The following is a 20,841-nucleotide window of genomic DNA, read 5'->3' as shown; positions in this document are numbered from 1 at the left end:
CCGCCGTCGACGTTCAGTCGAGCGGCCAGACCTCGCGGCTTGCTGCCCTTACCGCCTGTGCCGAGTCGAGTGCGAGCAGATCCTGCGCACGCTGGCGACACAGCTGGTAATCGAGACGGCGCACGCGCGCCTTGATGCCCGGCACCGACACCGGGTCGACCGACAGTTCGGTCACGCCGAGGCCGACGAGGATCGGCACCGCGAGCGGATCGCCGCCCAGCGCGCCGCACACGCCGACCCACTTGCCGTGCTTCGCGGCGCCGCGCACCGCGATGTCGATCAGGCGCAGCACGGCCGGATGCAGGCCGTCGGACTGCGCGGCCAGATCGGCCTGGCAGCGATCCATCGCGAGCGTGTACTGCGTCAGGTCGTTGGTGCCGATCGACAGGAAATCCGCGTGCTGCGCGAGCTGGTCGGCGAGCAGCGCCGCCGACGGCACCTCGATCATCACGCCGACCTCGATCGGCTCGGTGCGGCCCTGCGCCCGCGCGAATTCGTCGATGCGCTGGCGCAGCCGCACGAGTTCCCCGGCATCCGTCACCATCGGCAGCAGGATGCGCACCGCGCCGAACGGCTTCACCGCGAGCAGGCCCTGCAGCTGATCGTCGAGCAGATCGGGGCGCACCTGCGCGAGGCGGATGCCGCGCAGGCCGAGCGCCGGGTTCGGCTCGGGCGGCAGCGTCAGGTAGTCGACTTCCTTGTCGGCGCCGACGTCGAGCGTGCGGATGATCGCCGTGCGGCCCTGCAGCGCATCGACGATCGACTGGTAGCTCTGCTGGTGCTCGACGACGCTCGGCGCGGCCTGGCGATGGATGAACATCAGCTCGGTGCGCAGCAGGCCGACCGCGTCCGCGCCGTTGTCGACCGCGGTGTTCGCGTCGTCGAGCGTCGCGATGTTCGCGGCGACCTCGATTGCGCGGCCGTCGACCGTCGCGGCGGCGGCGCCGGCCAGCTGCCGGTTCGCTTCGCGCACGCCGTCCAGGCGCTGGCGCTCGTGGCGCGCGCGTTCGACGTCGAGTGCGGTCGGCGCATGTTCGAGACGGCCCGCGCTCGCATCGACGACGACCTGCGTGCCGTCGGGAATCGCATACAGCGCGTCGCCGACCGCGACGAGCGCCGGAATGCCGAGCTGGCGCGCGATGATCGCCGCATGCGACGTCGCGCCGCCGCGCGCCATCACGAGCGCGGTCACGCGCTGGCGATCGAGCGACGACAGGTCCGACGGCGTGAATTCCTCGGCGGCGAGCACGGCCTCGGCGGGCAGCGTGCGGGTCGCGCCGCTCGTGTGGCCGAGCGCGCGCAGCACGCGCTTCTCGATGTCGCGCAGGTCGGCCGCGCGCTCGGCGAGCAGCGCATCGTCGAGCTTCGACAGCGTGTCGATCTGCGCGCGGATCGTCGCGCGCCACGCGAAGCCCGCGCTCTTGCCGAGGCTGATCTGGTCGCGCGCCGCGTCGACCAGCGTCGGGTCTTCGAGCAGCACGCGATGCACCGCGAAGATCCCCGCCTCGCCGACCGCGCCGCGCGCCGATGCGTTGCGCACCGTTTCGTCGAGTTCGGCGTCGACCGCCGTCAGCGCCTGGTCGAGCCGGCGGCTTTCCGATGCCGGCGTGCCGGTTGCCTGTTCGGGCGGCACGATCTCCGCATCGTCGAGACGCACCAGCGTGCCGACCGCGATGCCGGGCGCCGCACACACGCCAGCGAGCGTGTTCGGGTCGAGTGTCGCGCCGGTATCGTGCACGATCGGCTGCGGTGCGGGCGAACGCAGCCGCGCCGGCTTCTCCTCGACTTCGCCGTGCGCTTCGCGCAGCAGCTCGTGCTCGACCGCGTCGACGGCCTGCTGCGCGTGCGCGCCGCGGCCGATCAGCTCGATCGTCGCGCCTTCGCCGGCACCGAGGGCCAGCAGGCCCACGACGCTCGCGATCGACGCCTTGCGGCCGTCGAACTGCACGTCGACCGTCGCGTCGAAGCCGCGCACGGACTCACGTGCGCGTGCGGCCGGGCGGGCATGCAGGCCGCCCGGCTGCGTCAGCACGAGTTCGCGACGCACTTCGTTCATCGCCGCGGCGCCGGCCTGCGCCGCCTGCGCGGCCGCTTCGCCCTTGCCGCGCAGCGTCAGGAGCGGCGTCTCGCCGGCCGTCGCGAAACCGCTCGCGCGCTCGACGACGTCGAACGCGTCGGAGTTCGCGATCGCAATCACCGAAACCAGCGAATGCGCGCTGCGCGCGACCGCGTCCTGGTCGAACTCGATCAGCAGGTCGCCCGCGTCGACGCGCGCACCGGCTTCGACGTGGGCGGTGAAACCCTGCCCGTTCAGCTCGACGGTGTCGATGCCGATGTGCAGCAGCACTTCCGCGCCTTGCGGCGTCGTGATCGTCACCGCATGCCCGGTGCGCGCGAGATGCGACACGACGCCGGCGCACGGCGCGACGAGCTGGCCCGCGAGCGGGTCGATGCCGATGCCGTCGCCGAACATCCCGCCGGAGAACACCGGATCGGGCACATCGGCCAGCGCGACGATCGGCCCGGTCAGGGGGCTGAGCAGGACGATCTGATCATGGGTGGAACTCTTCAACTGGGACTCCTCGGCGCGTCTCATCGGCTGTCTCGGCTATCAGTGCGTTTCGGTGACTTTGTTCAGGTGGCGCGGCGTGTCGGGATTGCGGCCGCGCGCGACGGCGAGATCCGCCGCCATCACGTAGAACGAAAGAATGGCGGCGATCGGGTCGAGCGCCGAATGGGCGGACTGCGCGAGCGGCAAGGTCGCGCCGGGCGTGCCGGCGGGCGCCGCGAGCAACACGGCCGCGCCGCGTGCGCGCATGTCCTGCGCGAGCTGCAGCAGCCCGGCCTGCTCGGGCCCCGGCGGCGCGAACACGAGCAGCGGATAGTCGCGGTCGATCAGCTCCATCGGGCCGTGCCGGACTTCGGCGCTCGAGAATGCCTCGGCCTGGATGCCGGAGGTTTCCTTCAGTTTCAGCGCGGCTTCCTGCGCGATCGCAAGGCCCAGGCCGCGGCCGATCACGATCATCCGCTCGATGCCCGCGAGCGCGGCGACGGCCGGCGACCAGTCGAGCCGGCCGGCTTGCGCGAGCACGTCGGGCAGGCCGCGCAACGCCGTCATCAGCGCGGCGTCGCGCTGCCAGTACGCGACGATCTGCGCGGACAGCGACAGCATCGCGATGTAGCTCTTGGTCGCGGCGACCGACAGCTCGGGGCCGGCGAGAAGCGGCAGCTGGTGCTCGCACGCGTCGGCGAGCGGCGACGGCAGCACGTTGACGGCGGCGACGGTGCGCGCGCCGGCTTCGCGCAGCGCGGCCATCGTGTTGACGAGATCGGGGCTCTTGCCCGACTGGGAGAATGCGAGCGCGAGCTGGTCCTGCACCTTCAGCGGCGCCTGCTGCAGCGTCGCGACCGACATCGGCAGCGACGCGACCGGCACGCCGAGGCGGCTCATCGTCAGGCTCGCGAAATAGCAGGCGGCGTGATCCGAGCTGCCGCGCGCGACCGTCAGCGCGACGGCCGGCGGGTGATCGAGCAGTTGCGCGGCGAGCGTTTCGACGCGCGTGGTGTCGGCGAGTTGCGCGGCGACGACCTGGGCGGACTCGCGCGCTTCCTTAAGCATATTCGACAATCGATTCTCCTTCGACGTAGGTCGCGGTGAGGTTCAGGTCGCGATCGAACACGACGAGGTCGGCCCATGCGCCGCGCTCGAGGCGACCGCGATCGGTGACGCCGAGGTAGTCGGCCGCATAGCGCGACATCCGGTTCGACACGTCGGCGATCGGCAGGCCGAGCGACACGAGGTTGCGCAGCGCCTGGTCCATCGTCAGCGTGGAGCCGGCGAGCGTGCCGTCGGCGAGCCGCACGCCGCCGAGGCACTTCGTCACGTGCTGGCTGCCGAGCCGGTATTCGCCGTCGGGCATGCCGGTGGCGGACGTGCTGTCGGTCACGACATACAGGCGCGGAATCGCGCGCAGCGCGGCACGAATCGCGCCCGGATGCACGTGCAGCAGGTCGGGGATGATTTCCGCGTACTCGGCATGCGCGAGCGCGGCGCCGACGAGGCCCGGGTTGCGGTGATGCAGCGGCGACATCGCGTTGAACAGGTGCGTGAAACCACACGCGCCGTGCTTGAGCGCGGCGACGGCATCGTCGTAGGTCGCGAGCGAGTGGCCGAGCTGCACGCGCACGCCGCGCGCGGCCATCTCGCCGATGATCTCGATGTGGCCGGCGATCTCCGGCGCGAGCGTGACGACGCGGATCGGCGCGATCGACAGGTACTTCAGCACTTCGTCGAGCACGGCCGACACGGCCGCGTCCGGCTGCGCGCCGAGCTTGCCGGGGTTGATGTACGGCCCTTCGAGGTGCACGCCGAGCACGCGCGCGCCACCCTGCGTGCGGGTGCGGGCGACGGTGCCGAGGTTCGCGACGACCTGCATCAGTTCGTCGCGCGGCGCGGTCATCGTCGTCGCGAGCAGGCTCGTCGTGCCGAACTGCGCGTGCGTGCGCGCGATCGTCTCGATCGCGTCGCCGCCTTCCATCACGTCGGCGCCGCCGCCGCCGTGCACGTGCAGGTCGATGAAGCCGGGCAGGATGTACGGCGCGTCGTTTTTCGCGGGATCGGCGGGCGTGCCGTCGAGCGTGGTGATGCGGCCGTTCTCGCTGTCGAGCGAGCCGTGAATCCAGCCGTCGGGGGTGAGGATGTTTCCAGTCAGCATGACGTTTCTCTTGATGATCTGGTGACGCGGACATCCGCGTCGCGATTTGCAAATGCGTTGTGCTTCGTTGCACGTGGCGCGCGGGCAGTCTCGCGCGTCAGCGTTTCAGTTCGGCGACGAAGTCGTAATAGTCGTCGCGGCAATACGTTTCGGTCACTTCGATCGCGCGCTGGTCGACGCCGTAGCCGATGCGCGTGATCACGAGCAGGGCCGAGCCCGGCTTCACCGCCATCCACTTCGCGATGTCGTGCGTCGCGTTCGACGCGCGAAAGTGCTGCAGCGCGCGCACGACGGTCATCCCGCGGGCGTCGAGGTATTCGTACAGCGACGCGCCGAGCGCCTGCGGATCCGGCACCGCCGCGGCCGGCAGCGTCGAATGCTCGACGGCCATCACGATGCCGTCCGCGCGGCGCAACCGCTCCAGCCGCGCGACCGTCGCGCCCGGCGCGAGGCCGAGACGCGTGATCTCGTCGCGGCGCGCGGCGCGCAGCGTGCGCGACAGCCACACCGAATCGGGCACGAAACCGCGCTGCTGCATCTTCGCGGTGAAGCCGACGAGACGCGACAGCGGATCGGCGACGCGCGGCGTGATGAAGCTGCCCGCCCCGCGCGCCCGCTTGATCAGCCCCTGCTCCACCAGCAGCGCGAGCGCACGGCGGGCCGTGATCCGCGACACGCCGACCGACCCCGACAGCAGCCGCTCCGACGGCAGCGCCTCGCCGGCGCGCCACGCGCCGGCGTGAATCGCGCGCGCCAGGTTGCGGGCGAGCTGCAGATACAGCGGCGTGTCGTCGAGGGGATCGGGCGCCAGTTCGGACCAGCCGGTTTCCATGTGCCTCCGGGTGTCGGACGACGATCTCGGACCGTCGAAAGTGAACGCATTATATAACCACAATAATACCAGTCAACGAACTGGTATTAGAGAGGTGAAAATCGCCGGAAGCCTTGCCAGGCAAGCGGTTTAGTAGCGGGAAAGCCTTTGTTTACAACATGATGCAGGATAGGGATTTACCCGGATTGGTATGCAAGGGGACAGTTCCGGTGCCGGATTTGACGGGTTTGGGGCGCTGAAAACGATACCTGAATAGAACCAGTTCGGCCGACTGGTATGCATCCGGCGGTATGCCGGCGCGCCGCGTCAGTGGAACTCGCGGCTCGACGTGCGCAGGCCGCCGAGCAGCGGCGTCAGGTCCTCGAAATGCTGCGCGACGAGGTGCCGCACGTCGCTGACGACCTGCCACACGCCCGACGCCGCGAGCAGCCGCGAATCGAGCGTTTCGCGGCGCTGCCGCGCGAGCAGTTCGGGCCGCACGATCACGTTCACGCAGCCCGTCTCGTCCTCGAGCGTCATGAACATCACGCCCTTCGCGGTGCCCGGCATCTGCCGCGCGATCACAAGCCCGCACGCGCGCGCGAGCCGGCCGTCGGGACGGTCGCGCAACTCGGCCGCGGACGACAGCCGCTGCGCGCGCAACGCGGGCCGCAGCAGCGCGACCGGGTGGCGGTTCAGCGTGAGGCCGGTGGTGTGATAGTCGGCGAGGATGTCGTCGGCTTCCGACGGCGCGCCGAGCACGGGCTGCTCCGTTTCGTCGATCGGCGCGGCGGCGAGCAGGTCGCGTTCGGGGGCCGCGGCGACGGCTTGCCATAATGCATCGCGGCGATGGCCGGCGAGCGTCGCGAGCGCGTTCGCGGCGGCGAGCGCTTCGAGATCGCGCCGTTCGAGCTGCGCACGGCGCGCGAGCGCGTCGACGTTCTCGAACGGGCCGGCCGCGCGCGCGGCCTCGATGCGCCGCGCGGCGGCCTCGCCGAGACCGCGCACCAGCGACAGGCCGAGCCGCACCGCGGGCTGGCCGTGCGGCGGCGGCTGGCCGGGCAGCGCTTCGAGCGACGCTTCCCAGCCGCTGCGCGTGACGTCGGCCGGAAACACCTTCACGCCGTGGCGCTTCGCGTCCTGCACGAGCTGCGCGGGCGCGTAGAACCCCATCGGCTGGCTGTTCAGCAGCGACGCGACGAAGATCGCGGGTTCGTGGCATTTGAGCCAGCTGCTCGCGTACGCGAGTTTCGCGAAGCTGGCCGCGTGGCTCTCGGGGAAGCCGTATTCGCCGAAGCCCTTGATCTGCTCGAAGATCTGCTCGGCGAATTCGCGCGTGTAGCCGCGTTCGAGCATGCCGTCGACGATCTTGTCGTGATACGGGCCGAGATCGCCCCTGCGCTTCCACGCCGCCATCGCGCGACGCAACTGGTCGGCCTCGCCTGGCGTGAATCCGGCCGCGACCATCGCGATCTGCATCACCTGCTCCTGGAAGATCGGCACGCCGAGCGTGCGAACGAGCACTTCCTTGAGCGCCTCGCTCGGATACGTGACTTCCCCCTCCTCTTCGCCGGCCACGATCCTGCGCCGCTTCAGATACGGATGCACGGCGCCGCCCTGGATCGGCCCCGGGCGCACGATCGACACCTGCACGACGAGGTCGTAGTAGTTGCGCGGCTTCAGCCGCGGCAGCATCGACATCTGCGCACGCGATTCGATCTGGAACACGCCGACCGTATCGGCGCGGCAGATCATGTCGTAGGTTGCTTCGTCATCCTGCGGAATATGCTTCAGCGTGAATGGCTCGCCGTCCTGCTCTGGCCCGCGCCATGCGGTGCGCATGTCGAACGCGCGATGCAGCGCCGACAGCATGCCGAGCGCGAGCACGTCGACCTTCATCAGCTTGAGCGATTCGAGATCATCCTTGTCCCACTGAATGACGCGCCGCCCGTCCATCGCCGCGTTTTCTACCGGCACGAGCCGCGTGAGCTTGCCGCGGCTGATCACGAAGCCGCCCGAATGCTGCGACAGGTGGCGCGGAAAGTTGAGCAAGCGCCCCGCGAGTTCGGCCCATGCGCGAATGATCGGCGTGGCCGGATCGAGCCCGGTCGACGCGAATTGCTGCAGCAGGTCGCGGCTGCCGTCGAACCAGCGATGCCCCTTCGCAACGCGATCGACCAGCATCGGATCGACGCCGAGCGCCTTGCCGATTTCCCGCAGCACGCCGCGCGGGCGATACGTCGAAACGGCCGCCGCGAGCGCGGCGCGATGCTTGCCGTATTTTTCGTAGATATGCTGAATGACTTCCTCCCGGCGCTGATGCTCGAAGTCGACGTCGATATCGGGCGGCTCGCCACGTTTCTCGCTGATGAAGCGCTCGAACAGCATCGTGCTCTGGTCGGGATCGACTTCGGTGATGCCGAGGCAATAGCAGACGACCGAGTTCGCCGCAGAGCCGCGTCCCTGGCACAGGATGTTCTGGCTACGTGCGAACTTGACGATGTCGTACACCGTCAGGAAGAACGGTTCGTAGCTCAGCTTCGCGATCAGCGTCAACTCGTAGCCGATCCGCTCCATGACATGAGCCGGCGGCTCCCCGGCATAGCGACAGCGCGCGCCCGCCAGGGTTTCCTGTTCCAGATAGCTCGTCGGCGTATGACCTTCAGGCACGATCTCGTCCGGATACTCGTAGCGCAGTGAGTCGAGTTCGAAATCGCACGCATCGAGAATCGCGCAGGTCTCCGCGATCTCGTCCGGCGCAAACAGCTTCGCAATCCGCCCGCGCGCACGCAGATGCTGCTCCGCATTCGGCGCGAGCGCATAGCCGCATTCCGACACCGGCATCCCGACGCGAATCGCCGTCATCACGTCCTGCAGCGGCTTGCATGAACGCCGATGCATCGTCACGTCGCCGAGCGCGACGACAGGTACGCCGCGCCGCTCGCCTGCGTCCCGAATCTCGTCGCGCTGCGGGCCGTCCAGCGCGCGCTGCAACTGCACGAGCCCGAGCCGCGCACGCTCGCCGAAGGTCGCGCGAAACCATGCGACCTGCGCATCGAGTACCTCCGCACGCACCGGATACGCGGGCACGAGAATCGCGAAACAGTCGGGCATGCCGCGCAGATGAGCGAAAACCTCGGGCGGCCTCGACAACATTCTCGACGTCAGCCGGTAGGTTCCCTTCGGCGCCTCCATCCGCCGCCATGAAATCAGCTCGGACAGGTTGCCGTAGCCCTCGCGGTTCTGCGCCAGCAACACGAGTCCGAACGCACCGGGGCCCGGATCGTGACCCGGGGCGACTTCATCCGGCGTGACGTCGAAATACGAACCGATGACGAGCGGCAGCCCTTGCGCTTTTGCCGCGACATGCATGCGCGGCGCGCCGGCGAGCGAGCATTCGTCGGTGATCGCGATCCCTCGATAGCCGAGTTCCACCGCGCGCTCGACCAGTTCCTCCGCATGCGACGCGCCATGCAGGAACGAGAAGTTCGAGCGGCAGAACAACTCCGCGTAATCGGGCAGCAAACCGAATTCCGCAACCATCGCCGCTCACCCGAACAGACCGTGCAGGAACCAGTGCGGTTCGGACTCGCTCCCCGCTCGCTCCCTGAACACCCAATAGCACGCGCCCTCTTCGTCCTGCGCGACGCAATAATCGCGCGCCACGTGCTGACCGTCGAACCACCCTGCCTCGATCCGTTCGGGCGACGACATCATTCTCAGCGGCGTATGAAATACCGGCCGCTCCCCGCGCATCAGCAACGGCAGCGGCTCGGCCAGCAGCCACGCGGGACGCGGCGGCGCAGCCGGCAGTCCGTCAGCCGGCTTGCCCGCCGGCGCATCGAGCGGCAGCCAGCGGTTCGCGGCCTCGGGCCGATAGTCGGCCACCGGCGCCGCGCGCAGCACGTTATCCGCGCCGAGCCGCGCGACCAGCAGTTCGAACAGCCGCGCGCGCGTCTCGCGCGTGCCGCCCGGCTCGGGGAAGAGATCGTCGGCCGGCGGTGCGACCGATTCGACGCGCGTGGCCTTCAGCCGCACCGCGATCACCGCGGCCGGCAACTCGACGCGTGCGAGCCGCTCGCCGAGCAGCCGCATGAAGTGCGTCTCGTCGCGCACGGGTGCGGCGAACGCGAGTTCGAGCGGCGTCGGCGGCACCGCCTGGCGGCCGCGCTCGTGCTCGAGATCGAACGTCATCGCGGCCAGCGACAGCTGCCGCGCGGCCAACCACCCGCAGAGCTGCACGACGAGCCGCCGCGCGGCGAACAGCACGGCTTCCGCGTATTCGACGCGCTCCGGCAATTCGAGCCGCACGTCGAACACGGGCGGCACCGCCATCCACGCGAGCGGCTCGACCGCATCGCCGTACGCACGATCGAGCGCGGCCAGCAGCGCAGGACCGCAGCGCCGCTGCAGCCCCGCGCGCGGCAGGCGGCGCAAATCGGCGAGCGTGCGGCAGCCGAGGCCGTCGAACCAGCCCGCATACGGGCGCGCGTCGGGCAGCAGCACGCACGGCAAGCGATCGAGCGTACGAACGAGCGAAGCAGGCCCGGCCACGCGGCGCCGGCTGCGCGCACGCGCCGACATGCGCGCGAGCAGCCACGCGCCGCGCCCGGTCGGCGCGGCGGACAGGCGCGCCGCGTAGCCGAGCGCCGCGAGCGTCGCGCGCACCTGGCGGCACAGCGACGGCAGGCCGCCGAACAGGCGCAGGCTCGGGCCGACGTCGACGATCAGCGTCGCTTCGTCGTCGAGCGCGACGCACGGCGAGAAGCGCAGCAACGCGAGCGCGACCGCGCGCAGCGCATCGGCCTCGCGGGCGGGATCGCGTTCGACGAGCCGCGTGTCGGGCGAAAGCGTCAGCACGCCGCCGCGCTTCATGCCCGCGCGCACGCCCTGCCGGCGCGCCGGCGCATCGGCAATCAGCACGACACCCTGCTCGAGCACCGCGCAGCCTGCGTCGTCTGCGTCGCCTGCGCCGTCCGCCGCGCCGTCAGACGGCGGCGGGGCGCACACGTCGAGCGGCAGGCGCGGCAGATGGATGCCGAGCAAGACGCGCATAGCGGCTCTCCACGATGGGCGACGGCAAATCGAGCGCGAGCGGCTCGCCGCGCGCGGGCCCGCGACGCTTGACGATGTCGAGCGACACGCCGCCCGGCACCGGATGCAGCGCGACGCGCAGCACGGCCGGCGACGGCTGTTTGGCCGCCGACAGCGGGCGCAGCATCACGAACAGCGTGTCGCCGGTGCGCGCGGCCGCGAGATGCAGGCGGCGCAGCGCATCGGGCCGCGCGTCCTGCCAGAGCAGCAGCGCACCGCAGCAGCCGGTCCTGAGCGCCTGCTCGGCGGCCACAATGCATCGGTGCGGCTGCCGGCGCGCAGCCACAGCAGCGCGTCGGCCGGCACGCCGAGCGCGGCCAGCGCGGTCGCATGCGGCGACTGCGGCGGCGCCACGAGCGCGAGCGGCGCCGCGCGCTGACGGTGCGCGCGAGGCCGGCGCGAGCAGCCGCATCTCGCCGCAGCCCGGCTGCGCGCCAGCAGTTCGACGAGCCCGCGACCGGCCAGCCGCCGCCCGGCAGCTCGGCGGACAGCGACGCGAAACCCGTGTCGATCGTGCGCGCACCGCCGCGCGCGAGCTGCGAGCCGCGCCAGAGCGATGGATGAAGGGATTCGGGAGAAATGGAGGATGCGAGCATGACGCCACCCACAACTGTATGGATATACAGTATATGGCAATGCGTTCATGTCGCACAGTACTAGTACGAAACGGGGGTTTCGTCAGAGGGAAGCATGGAGGCGGCCAGGACGTTCGTCACGATCCGGCACGCACGCCGCACAAACGCGCACGGCGTGAGCTTGATGCGGGCCTCGGGCACGCGATCGCCGACCGGATGCGGCAGCCTGCGGCGCAAACCGTCCGCTCGAATCCGCCGCCTGCTGCATCCCTTTCACTTCGAAACATCGGGCTGCCGGCCTGTCGCCCGCGCTTGCGGGTTCAATGGGCCAGGCCTGAATCGCGATCCCAGGCTATAGCGATGGGCCGGATGAAAAAAGCGTGCGAACGTGACGGGAACGCCAGCAGTCCAGGTTCGGCGCGTAAGAATGAGACACGGTTCGTTGACCTCGATCTCCAGCAGAAGCGCCTGCGCCTCCGACGGATGTGCCGCATCGACAACGTGCTCGATCTCGAGTTCGTGATGGGAAATATTGTTGAACAGATATTCCGACGGCGGCTCGACCGTAAAGTCCTGCGCGAGAAACGCCGGCGCGGCAGCCGGGTTCACATAGCGATCTTCGAGCTGAAGCGGTCGGCCATTGTCCAGGTGCACGCATATCAAGCGAAAGATCGGCGCGTTGGGCTCGATACCAAACGCGCCGGCGATTTCGGGAGGTGCGAATTCCGGCCGCTGCATCACGACGCGACAGGAATAGTCGTGCCCGCACGCCCGAATTTCGTCACGGATGTGCGTAATCACCAGCAGGTTCAATTTCGGCTTGCTCACCGCGACAAACGTGCCGATGCCCGCCACGCGCTCGAGCACGCCCTCTTCGGTCAGTTCCCGCAACGCCCGGTTGACCGTCATGCGTGCGACTCCATACGTCGTCGCCAAGTCGACCTCGGATGGAATGCGATCACCTGTATTCCATTCGCCTGCCCTCACCTTATCCCGGACAATCGCCTTGATCTGCTGAAACGGCACGCCTGCTTTAAGCATTGTGTTGTGAAATCCTGTCTGGATGGTCAACGTAACCGGTTGTCGCAGTGCCGACCCGCCGGCGGCGGCGTACGGCGTCGGCATTCAATCGCTTCGCTCGCCGAACAGCGCGTCGAGGAAGATGCGATTCTCCTCGTCCGTTCCGATCGTCACGCGAATGAAATCGTCGAGCCGGTACGCGCCAAGCGGCCGGACCACAACGCCCTTCTCAAGCAACCGCTGCGTCGCGGATTTCGCATCGGGAAGACGAATCGCGATGAAGTTTGCGTGCGTCTGAATGTATTCGAGTTCGCGCGCCTCGAGCGCGCCGGCAATCTGTGCGATCCCGGCGCGATTGCTCTCCTGCGTGCGACGCAGAAATTCGCGGTCCGCGAGGGCCGCCGAAGCGGCGCGCTGTGCCAATGCATTCACGCTGAATGTCGGCCGGATACGCGCGACCATATCGGCCATGTCCGCGCTCATCACACCATAGCCAATACGCAGCGATGCGAGTCCATAAGCTTTCGAGAACGTACGAGCGACGACCAGGTACGGATAACGCGCGACGAGCGACATCGCATCGACCCGCAACGACGGCGCCACGTAATCGATATACGCTTCGTCGAGTACGACGAGACGATCCTTGCCGGCCGTCGCGACGATTCGCTCGACGTCAGACGGCGTCATCAAGGTTCCCGTCGGGTTGTTCGGATTGCAGAGATAGACGAGGCGAATCAGCCTCTCCCTGTCGGCCTCGAGTTCCGCGCACATTGCATCGACATCGTGCGCATAGTGCCGCGCGTCGACCGCCCAGGCCTCGGCGCCACGCATCCGGATACTGATCGGATACGCCTGGAACGCATACTGCGAATACAGCCCCACGCGCCCCTCACGCAGTACGAGCGCCGCGCACAGATCGATCAGCTCATGCGAACCGTTCGTCACCGCGATCTGGTCCGGCGACACGCCGTGATAGCGGCCGAGTTCCGCCCTCAAGTCCGGCGCGTCGCTTTCCGGATAGCGCGCCAGACTTGCTTCGTCCCGCGACGCCAGGTCCGTCAATACAGCCGCGACGCGCGGGCTGCACCCCAGCGGATTTTCGTTCGACGCAAGCTTGATGATCCGCGACAGGCCATATTCGCGGGCAACCGATTGCGCCGAGCGTCCCGCGACGTATATCGGCAAGCTCCGGATATACGGTGGCACGCCGTCCAGGTTCGTTTGAATATGAGTGTTGCCCATCGATTCTCCTGTCGTTGCACGGGCTTACGGTTCACGACGATACGCATCGCATCCACCGAAAACGCGCGCCCCGGTGGGCGCCAGTCGCCCAATGACCGGTCCGGCGATACCTGGCCGCCGCTAACGGTGCGTCGTCAGCGCTCGACCGCGCGCAAAAACTGGCCGATTCGCCCCCGCACGTCATGATCGACCGCGAGAATCATGTCGGGCGCCCCGGATTCGAGGATGACGCCGTCGGCGACGAAATGAATCCGGTCGGCGAGCTTGCGCGCGAAACCCATCTCATGCGTGACGATCGCCAGCGTCATGCCGGCTTCCGCCAGCGTCCTGATCGTATCGAGTACGCCAGCGACCAGTTCCGGATCGAGCGCTGACGTCGGCTCGTCGAACAGCACGACCTTCGGCTCCATCGCGAGCGCACGAGCAATCGCAACGCGTTGCTTCTGCCCGCCCGAGAGCTGATCCGGATAGTGATCGAGGCGCTGGGCGAGACCGACTTCGGCGAGAATCGCTTCGGCATCCGCTATCGCCCGATCACGCGCGCGGCCGAGCACATGAATCGGTCCTTCGATCACGTTCTCGAGAACGGTGCGATGTGCGAACAGATGGAACTGCTGGAACACCATCGGCATCTTGCGGCGCGCGGCGCGTAGCCGCGCCTCCGGCTTCACCCGGAACGAGCCGCCGTCGCTCCCGCACAGCGCTTCACCGTCGAACCGAATCTCTCCGCCGGTCGGCACGTCGAGGAAGTTGATACAGCGCAGCAGCGTCGATTTCCCTCCGCCGCTCGGCCCGATGAAGAAATTGATCTCGCCGGTCCGGATGCTGAGGTCTACCCCTTTCAGCACCGCGAGATTCCCGAACGATTTTTCCAGACCGCGCACCTCGATGATCGGCGTCGAACCGTCAGTCATGTCAGCCATCAAGAGTCACCCCCGCGCCGCGCTTCGTCCCGAACGTGCCGATTGCGCCTGCGGACGGGACGCGCGGCACCATGCGCAGGCCCCCACGATGCGCGGGGGTAAACTTCCGTTCGACCCATCGCACCGCGCGCGCTGCGGCAAAACTCATTGCGAAGTAGATGATCGCGACCATCAGATAAACCTGCATGCTCGCGAAGGTCTCCGCGATGACGATCGTGCCGTGCCGAAGCAGCTCGTTGACGGCGATGAACGACACGAGCGACGAGTCTTTCATCAGCGATATGAAGTAGCCGCCGACGGTCGGTAGCGCGACCTTCATCGCCTGCGGCAGGATCACGCGCCGGTATATCTGCGCGTTCGACATGCCGATGGTCATGCCAGCCTCACGCTGCCCCGTGTCGATCGACTGGATCGCCGCCCTGAACACCTCCGACAGATAGGCGCCGAGATTGAGCGTCAGGCCGAGCACGCCGGCCCAGAAGCCCGGCAGTGTCAGTCCAATCTGAGGCAACGTGAAATAGATCACGAGCAGCTGGACGACCAGCGGCACATCACGCCAGATCTCCACGTAGCAATTCAGTGGCCAGACGATCCAGCGGCGCGGCGACAACCTGCCGATCGCAACGACGAGCCCCAGTGCAATCGCGCAAAGCATGCTGATCAGGGAAAGCTCGATCGTGATCAACGCACCTTTCAACAGAAACGGGAAGTACCGCGGGATCATGTGAAAGAGGAACTCGTTCATGTCACCGCCCTACTTCGTCAACGATGCCTGTTCGGCCGACCATGCGCCGTATTGGCTCAGAATGCGCTGCCGCGTCCCGTCCTGGTCCATCGATTGCAACGCGTGATTGACCGCGTTGAGCAGGTCCGCGCATTCGGTCCGAACGGCGACTGCGCTGGCCCCGAACCGGTAGTTCGCTTTCGCCTCGGCATCGACCCATTCGGGTTTGGGATGATAGAAAATCGGCTGGCCTACCACGCGGAGATTCTTCATTTTCTCGCGCTGACCAAGCAGCGTGCCTTGATCGAGCAGGACCGCGTCGACCTGATTGTTCTGCAGCGCGACGAACGGCTCGCCGAACGAGTTGAAATCCATCACATCGCCGATCTTGCCCTCGTCCATCAGGCGATGCGCATTCACCGAATCGTTCGTACCAAGCGTCGTGCCAACCTTCTTCCCCTTCAGATCGGCCGGCGACCGGATCGGCGAATCGTTCTTCACGATGATCTGGTCATAGAGCAGGAAATACGGGCGGGAGAACTGCACGTTCGCCATCCTGATGCGTTCCTGCGTCGCCGACATCGACGAGAAGATCACGTCCCATCGCTTCGACTTCAACCCCGGAATCAGGGTGCTCCATTCGGTGACCACGTACTCCGTCCTGGGCACGCCGATGCGCTTGCCGACCTCCTTGAACAGTTCCGCCTCGAAGCCGCCATAAGAGCCGTCCTCGTTCTGCCAGACAAACGGGCGCGTTCCCATCAGGCCATTGCCCGAGCGCAGCACGCCAGCGGATCTGACATCGTCGAGACATCCCGCGTGGGCGCCCGGCACGGCATTCGGTAGCAGCGTGACGGCAGACAGGACGAGCAGACGCTTGATGGCTTTCATGGCAAGGACTCCGAACGTGAGGGTAGACGGGCGTCAAAAGGAGTTCACCGCATGCGACGTCGCGTTCGCCTCTGCCGGGTGACTCTGCAAGCGGTCTAGACCAGACTAGACCACGGCCGCTTATTTTCAAGATCGTTTCCTTTGCAAGCCCCTCATAAAACCTTAAAAAAATCTCAACGCACTGATTTATATGCATATTTTCAGCATTGGTAATTTCACCAATAGGGCCTTCACCCATATCCAAACCGGACTAGACTGTCAGATCGTACCGGCACTGCACGCCGGACCGGCCAGCATCACCGTACGCGGGAGCCGAGATCGGAACACCGTCGCGATGGCGATGCATCGAGCCAGTCATCCTTGCCGCGAGGACGAGCGATCACTTATGGAAACGATCCTGCACACCCTGATGTCCACACTCGGTAACGACGCGATACGGACGGGCGCGGCTATCGGCGACCGTTATCTTGGTGACTGGAGTCGAAAGTCCGCGCATCGTCCACTTGCGGTCGTGCTCCCCCGAACGACCGAGCAAGTCGCGACGACGCTGCGGCTATGCAACGACGCACGCCAGAGCGTCGTTCCCCAGGGCGGACTGACCGGCCTCGCGGGCGGAGCCGTACCGACCATGCGGGACATCTGCATTTCGCTGGAACGGATGACAGGCATCGAGGAGATTGACGCGTCTGCGTCGACGATGACGGTACTTTCGGGAACGACGCTTCAAACGATTCAGGAAGCCGCATCAGAGGCTGGCTTCGAATTCCCGCTCGATCTCGGCGCTCGCGGTACCTGCCAGATCGGCGGCAACCTTGCCACGAATGCGGGCGGCATTCGCGTCATCCAGTCCGGAATGGTCCGAGACCAGGTGCTCGGGCTCGAGGTCGTCCTGGCGGACGGCAGCGTGCTGAGCGGAATGGGCAAGATGGTCAAAAACAATACGGGCTACGATCTGCGCCATCTGTTCATCGGATCCGAAGGCACGCTCGGCATCATTACGCGTGCGGTATTGCGGCTCGCGCCGCGCCCGACGCATCGCAACACCGTGCTGTGCGCACTGCCTGGCTATCGCGGCGCGGTCGATCTGTTGCAGTTGCTGAGAACGCGCTTCGGCAAGGAACTCAGCGCGTTCGAACTGATGTGGCCGGACTTCTTCACACTGGGTGTATCGCTGTCGCGCAGCGAGCACAGCCCGCTTTCCGCTGCGTACCCGCTGTACGCATTGATCGAACAGACCGGTCACGCCGATGGCAACGATGAGCGACTCGCCGACGTGCTGGGCGAACACCTCGAATCGGGCCTCGTGCTCGACGCCGTGCTCGCGCAATCCGATACGCAAGCACACGCGCTTTGGGAGATCCGTGAGGCAACGTCCGAATTTCCGGTCAAGCTCGCCCCGATCAATTTCGACATCAGCATACCGATCGGCACGATCGGCCAATTCGTCGACACATGCCGCGGCGTGCTCGCGCAACGCTGGCCAAGCAGTCGGGCCTATTTCTTCGGCCACATCGGCGACTCGAACCTCCATATCACCGTCGACGGGCACACAATCCCCGATGTGCCGCCCGACGCGGTAGAAAGCGCGATCTATGAACTGGTCAGAAACTTTCAAGGCTCCGTCTCAGCCGAACACGGCATCGGCACGCACAAGCGCGCATTTCTCGGCTATACGCGAAGCAATACGGAACTCGCATGCATGCGGGCGATCAAGCATGCGCTCGATCCGAACGACATCCTCAATCCCGGCAAGCTCCTTTCTTGAGTCCGCATCGGACATCAGCGCCGATGAATGAATCCGGCGCGATGCAGCCCCTGCATCGCGCCGGTCCACCTGCAGCAATCAGCCGAGCAGCAACGCGTCGTCGTCGAACTGCTCGTGCCGCACCTTCTCGAACATCTGCAGCAGGTCCGGCACGTCGAGCCCACGGCGCTGGTCGCCCGACACGTCGAGCACGACCTGCCCCTGGTGCAGCATCACCGTGCGGTCGCCGTAGTCGAGCGCCTGCCGCATGCTCGTCGTGAGCTTGCTCTCGGTGACGATGCGCGCCGTCAGCTCCAGCACGAACGCGGCCGTCTTCGGGTCGAGCGCGGCCGTGTGCTCGGCGAGCAGCAGGATCCGCGACGGCCGCAGCGACGCCATCAGCAGGCTCATCGCATGCCGCCGCGCCGCCGCGAAGCGCGCGCGACGCCCGGCCGGCGGCGCTCCGCGCCGATCCCGCCGCAACGCACCAGCCGCCCTTTCCGCTTTACGTTATGCTGTCCGCCGACCCGATCCACACCATCGGAGGGCCTATGAAACGCGGGATCCGTGCGATCGCATGCGCGGCCGTCGCGCTGGCGCTGCCGGGTGCGGCATTCGCGCTGACCGACGGCTACGCGCAATACGACGACTGCATGCTGGGCGCGCTGCGCGAGAGCCGCAACGGCGTGGCCGCGCAGCTGATCCAGCGCTCGTGCGACGCGCTGTACCGCAACAACGCGATGCTGCTGCCGCGAGAGCGGCGCTTCCACGAGTGCGTCGTGCAGTCGCTGCCGGGCGTGCGCGACAACTACGCGATCCAGCAGATCATGGCGATCTGCTCGCGGCGCGGCGAGATGTGAGCCCGCGCTGAACGCCGCGCGCCGCGCAATGGTCTGCCGGCCGCACCAACGAAAAAGGCCTGCGCGATGCAGGCCTCTTCGTTTCAACGGTCCGACCGGTGTGCGGCGTTCAGAACGACGCGACCATCGAGCCCTTGAACTGCTTCTTGATGAACTCCCGCACTTCCGCCGACTGGTACGCCTTGACCAGCTTCTTCACCCACGGCTGATCCTTGTCCTTCGCGCGCACGGCGATCAGGTTCGCATACGGGCTCGTCAGCGATTCGAGCGCGATCGCGTCCTTGGTCGGCTGCAGGTTCGCGGCGAGCGCGTAGTTCGTGTTGATCACGGCGGCGTCGACGTCCGACAGCACGCGCGGCAGTTGCGCGGCGTCGAGTTCGGAGATCTTCAGCTTCTTCGGGTTCTCGGCGATGTCGAGCACCGTCGCGTTGTTGCCGCCCGTGCCGGCGCCCGTCTTCAGCTTGATCACGCCTTGCGTCTGCAGCAGCAGCAGCGCGCGGTTCTCGTTCGACGGATCGTTCGGCACCGCGAGCTTCGCGCCTTGCGGCAGGTCCTTCAGCGCCTTGAACTTCTTCGAGTACACGCCGATCGGCGAGATGTAGGTCAGGCCCGCGCTGACGATCTTGTAGCCGCGCTGCTTCACCTGGCTGTCGAGGTAGGGCTGGTGCTGGAAGCTGTTCGCGTCGAGGTCGCCCGAGTCGAGCGCCGCGTTCGGCTGCACGTAGTCGTTGAACTCGATGACCTTCACGTTCAGGCCTTCCTTCTCCTTCGCGACCTTCTGCACGACCTGCCACACTTCCGCATCCGGGCCGGCCACCGTGCCGACCTTGATGACCTTGTCCTCGGCGTGCGCGCCCGCCGACAGCGTCAGCGCGGCACCGGTGGCCAGCACGGAAAATACCTTCAGGAGACTGCGACGCTTCATCTGTTTCTCGCTTTCTTGCTAACTGAAAATGGGGCGCGATACGGGTATCCCCGGACTCGCAGGAAGGGGCAAATGGTGTCACAGGATCGGCCCGAAGTGAAATACATCCCGCTCATATGGGTATGCACCGCGGCGGTGCTGGTGGACGATGCGCGACGACGGCCGGCACGACAGGGAACGGCCGCTGTGCTAAAAAGACCGGCCGACCGGCACACCACGCGCCGGCGACAATTCCAGGGCCATCCATGTACGTCATCGACATCCACTACAACGCATCGCTCGAGCGCATCGACGATGCACTCGAACGCCACCGCGCGTATCTTCAGCCGCTGTTCGAGCGCGGCATCTTCATCGCGGCGGGGCCGAAGGTGCCGCGCGAAGGCGGCGTGATCCTCGCGGCCCGCATCGACCGCGACGAACTGGACGCGATCCTCGAGACCGATCCGTTCGTGACCGAAGGGCTCGCGACGTATCGCGTGACGGAATTCCGGATCACGCGTGCCGCGCAAGGCTTCAACGTGCCGGCGCTGCCGTAACGCGCGCAAGCGCGTCAGCGCACGAATGTTCATACGCAGCCGCCCCGCGAGGCGGCGCATGCAGATCGAGGGGAAGAAGGAGGAATGCGTGACGGCGCGTCGCGGCCGTCACGCGTAGCGCCGGGCGAGCGCCCGGGCGAACCTGCGGCGTACGCCGTTCAGTCGACCAGCAGCTTCAGGTCGTGGACCCACGGGCCGGGGCCCTGGCCATCGCGCACGAACAGGCGCAGCTTGCCGTCGCGATCGAACACGTAGCTCGCGGCGGTGTGATCCATCGTGTAGCTGCCGGGCGTCTTGCCGGGCACCTTCGCGTAGTACACGCGGAAATCCTTTGTAACCTTCTTGAGCGCCGCCTCGTCGGCCGGCCGCAGCCCGATGAACGACGGATCGAACGCAGGCACGTACTGGCCGAGCAGCGCGGGCGTGTCACGCTCCGGATCGATGGTGACGAACAGCACCTGCACACGCTTCGCGGCATCGGGGCCGAGCTGCTTCAGCGCTTCGGACAGTTCGGCCATCGTCGTCGGACATACGTCCGGGCAGTGCGTATAGCCGAAGAACACCACGACCGCCCGGCCCTTGAAGTCGCCGAGCGTACGCACCTTGCCCGCCGTATCCGGCAGCGAGAAATCGCTGCCGAACTGCGTGTTGCCGGTGATGTCGAGATTCTGGAATTTCGGCGCGTTGTCGCAGCCGGCGAGCAGCGTGGCTGCCGCGAATGCGCACGCGAGCATCCAGCCTTGGCGCGCGCGGCGCCCGAACCATGAATGGAGCATTGCGT

Annotated in this window: 16 protein-coding genes and 2 pseudogenes; 3 read left to right on the top strand and 15 right to left on the bottom strand. The window is 67.1% G+C overall.

All coding sequences use genetic code 11. The features are described from left to right. Nucleotides 1–13 precede the first annotated feature (13 nt). From ptsP to PL79_RS14020, 12 genes and pseudogenes are all read right to left on the bottom strand, one after another. Entirely contained in the window at nucleotides 14–2,596 is a 2,583-nt protein-coding gene (gene ptsP, locus PL79_RS14075; RefSeq protein WP_135801059.1) for a phosphoenolpyruvate--protein phosphotransferase, read from the bottom strand. 15 nt (nucleotides 2,597–2,611) lie between these two features. Continuing rightward, nucleotides 2,612–3,619: an SIS domain-containing protein gene (locus tag PL79_RS14070; RefSeq protein WP_044849196.1), complete on the bottom strand. Its 1,008-nt coding sequence runs from the start codon at nucleotides 3,617–3,619 to the stop codon at nucleotides 2,612–2,614. Beyond that, nucleotides 3,612–4,715 carry an N-acetylglucosamine-6-phosphate deacetylase gene (gene nagA / locus PL79_RS14065; RefSeq protein WP_044849197.1) on the bottom strand — a complete coding sequence of 368 codons (1,104 nt, stop codon included), beginning with the start codon at nucleotides 4,713–4,715 and terminating at the stop codon, nucleotides 3,612–3,614. The genes PL79_RS14070 and nagA overlap by 8 nt, the downstream gene beginning before the upstream one ends. Nucleotides 4,716–4,812: 97 nt before the next feature. Beyond that, nucleotides 4,813–5,547, bottom strand: coding sequence for a GntR family transcriptional regulator (locus PL79_RS14060; protein WP_044849198.1), 735 nt, complete (start codon nucleotides 5,545–5,547; stop codon nucleotides 4,813–4,815). A gap of 306 nt (nucleotides 5,548–5,853) precedes the next feature. Then, entirely contained in the window at nucleotides 5,854–9,069 is a 3,216-nt protein-coding gene (locus tag PL79_RS14055; RefSeq protein WP_044849199.1) for an error-prone DNA polymerase, read from the bottom strand. A 6-nt stretch (nucleotides 9,070–9,075) separates the two neighbouring features. Further along, nucleotides 9,076–10,581 carry a Y-family DNA polymerase gene (locus PL79_RS14050; protein ID WP_044849200.1) on the bottom strand — a complete coding sequence of 502 codons (1,506 nt, stop codon included), beginning with the start codon at nucleotides 10,579–10,581 and terminating at the stop codon, nucleotides 9,076–9,078. After that, nucleotides 10,514–11,216: pseudogene (imuA, locus tag PL79_RS14045) on the bottom strand (translesion DNA synthesis-associated protein ImuA). The gene PL79_RS14050 and the pseudogene imuA overlap by 68 nt, the downstream one beginning before the upstream one ends. 252 nt (nucleotides 11,217–11,468) lie before the next feature. Beyond that, nucleotides 11,469–12,236, bottom strand: coding sequence for a histidine utilization repressor (gene hutC, locus PL79_RS14040; RefSeq protein ID WP_044848232.1), 768 nt, complete (start codon nucleotides 12,234–12,236; stop codon nucleotides 11,469–11,471). A gap of 84 nt (nucleotides 12,237–12,320) precedes the next feature. After that, nucleotides 12,321–13,457, bottom strand: coding sequence for a histidinol-phosphate transaminase (gene hisC, locus PL79_RS14035; protein ID WP_044848203.1), 1,137 nt, complete (start codon nucleotides 13,455–13,457; stop codon nucleotides 12,321–12,323). A gap of 134 nt (nucleotides 13,458–13,591) precedes the next feature. Next, nucleotides 13,592–14,380, bottom strand: a complete 789-nt coding sequence (locus PL79_RS14030) for an amino acid ABC transporter ATP-binding protein (RefSeq protein ID WP_321811411.1) — start codon at nucleotides 14,378–14,380, stop codon at nucleotides 13,592–13,594. Continuing rightward, the gene (locus tag PL79_RS14025) at nucleotides 14,373–15,125 is read right to left on the bottom strand and encodes an amino acid ABC transporter permease (RefSeq protein ID WP_063927872.1); all 753 of its coding nucleotides are present in this window, start codon (nucleotides 15,123–15,125) and stop codon (nucleotides 14,373–14,375) included. Before PL79_RS14025 ends, PL79_RS14030 begins: the two co-directional genes overlap by 8 nt. Nucleotides 15,126–15,134: 9 nt before the next feature. Next, entirely contained in the window at nucleotides 15,135–15,995 is an 861-nt protein-coding gene (locus tag PL79_RS14020) for a substrate-binding periplasmic protein (protein WP_044848205.1), read from the bottom strand. A 385-nt stretch (nucleotides 15,996–16,380) separates the two neighbouring features. Between PL79_RS14020 and PL79_RS14015 the strand changes: the two genes are divergently transcribed. Next, on the top strand, nucleotides 16,381–17,760 hold the full coding sequence (locus tag PL79_RS14015; protein ID WP_044848206.1) for an FAD-binding oxidoreductase: 1,380 nt from the start codon (nucleotides 16,381–16,383) through the stop codon (nucleotides 17,758–17,760). A 78-nt stretch (nucleotides 17,761–17,838) separates the two neighbouring features. On the opposite strand, the pseudogene PL79_RS14010 reads toward PL79_RS14015, so the two are convergent. Beyond that, a pseudogene (locus PL79_RS14010) lies at nucleotides 17,839–18,159 on the bottom strand (ABC transporter ATP-binding protein); the annotation flags it as partial. Between the two features lie 131 nt (nucleotides 18,160–18,290). On the opposite strand from PL79_RS14010, the gene PL79_RS14005 reads away from it, so the two are divergent. Next, nucleotides 18,291–18,599 carry a VF_A0006 family four-cysteine protein gene (locus PL79_RS14005; protein ID WP_044848207.1) on the top strand — a complete coding sequence of 103 codons (309 nt, stop codon included), beginning with the start codon at nucleotides 18,291–18,293 and terminating at the stop codon, nucleotides 18,597–18,599. Between the two features lie 109 nt (nucleotides 18,600–18,708). Here PL79_RS14005 and PL79_RS14000 read toward each other — a convergent pair whose 3' ends face one another. Beyond that, complete coding sequence (locus tag PL79_RS14000) at nucleotides 18,709–19,524, bottom strand: MetQ/NlpA family ABC transporter substrate-binding protein (protein WP_044848208.1); 816 nt, start codon at nucleotides 19,522–19,524, stop codon at nucleotides 18,709–18,711. Between the two features lie 245 nt (nucleotides 19,525–19,769). On the opposite strand from PL79_RS14000, the gene PL79_RS13995 reads away from it, so the two are divergent. After that, entirely contained in the window at nucleotides 19,770–20,060 is a 291-nt protein-coding gene (locus PL79_RS13995) for a YciI family protein (RefSeq protein WP_044848209.1), read from the top strand. Nucleotides 20,061–20,218: 158 nt separating this feature from the next. Here the strand turns inward: PL79_RS13995 and PL79_RS13990 are convergent, their stop codons facing one another. Further along, a complete protein-coding gene (locus PL79_RS13990; protein WP_044848210.1) occupies nucleotides 20,219–20,836 on the bottom strand; it encodes an SCO family protein in 618 nt (205 codons plus the stop codon). Between the last annotated feature and the right edge of the window lie 5 nt (nucleotides 20,837–20,841).

Source organism: Burkholderia sp. USMB20 (genome assembly GCF_000949135.2).
Taxonomy (GTDB): Bacteria; Pseudomonadota; Gammaproteobacteria; order Burkholderiales; family Burkholderiaceae; genus Burkholderia.
The sequence above is the reverse complement of the archived record's forward strand: the minus strand, read 5'-3'. Positions and strand labels throughout refer to the sequence as shown.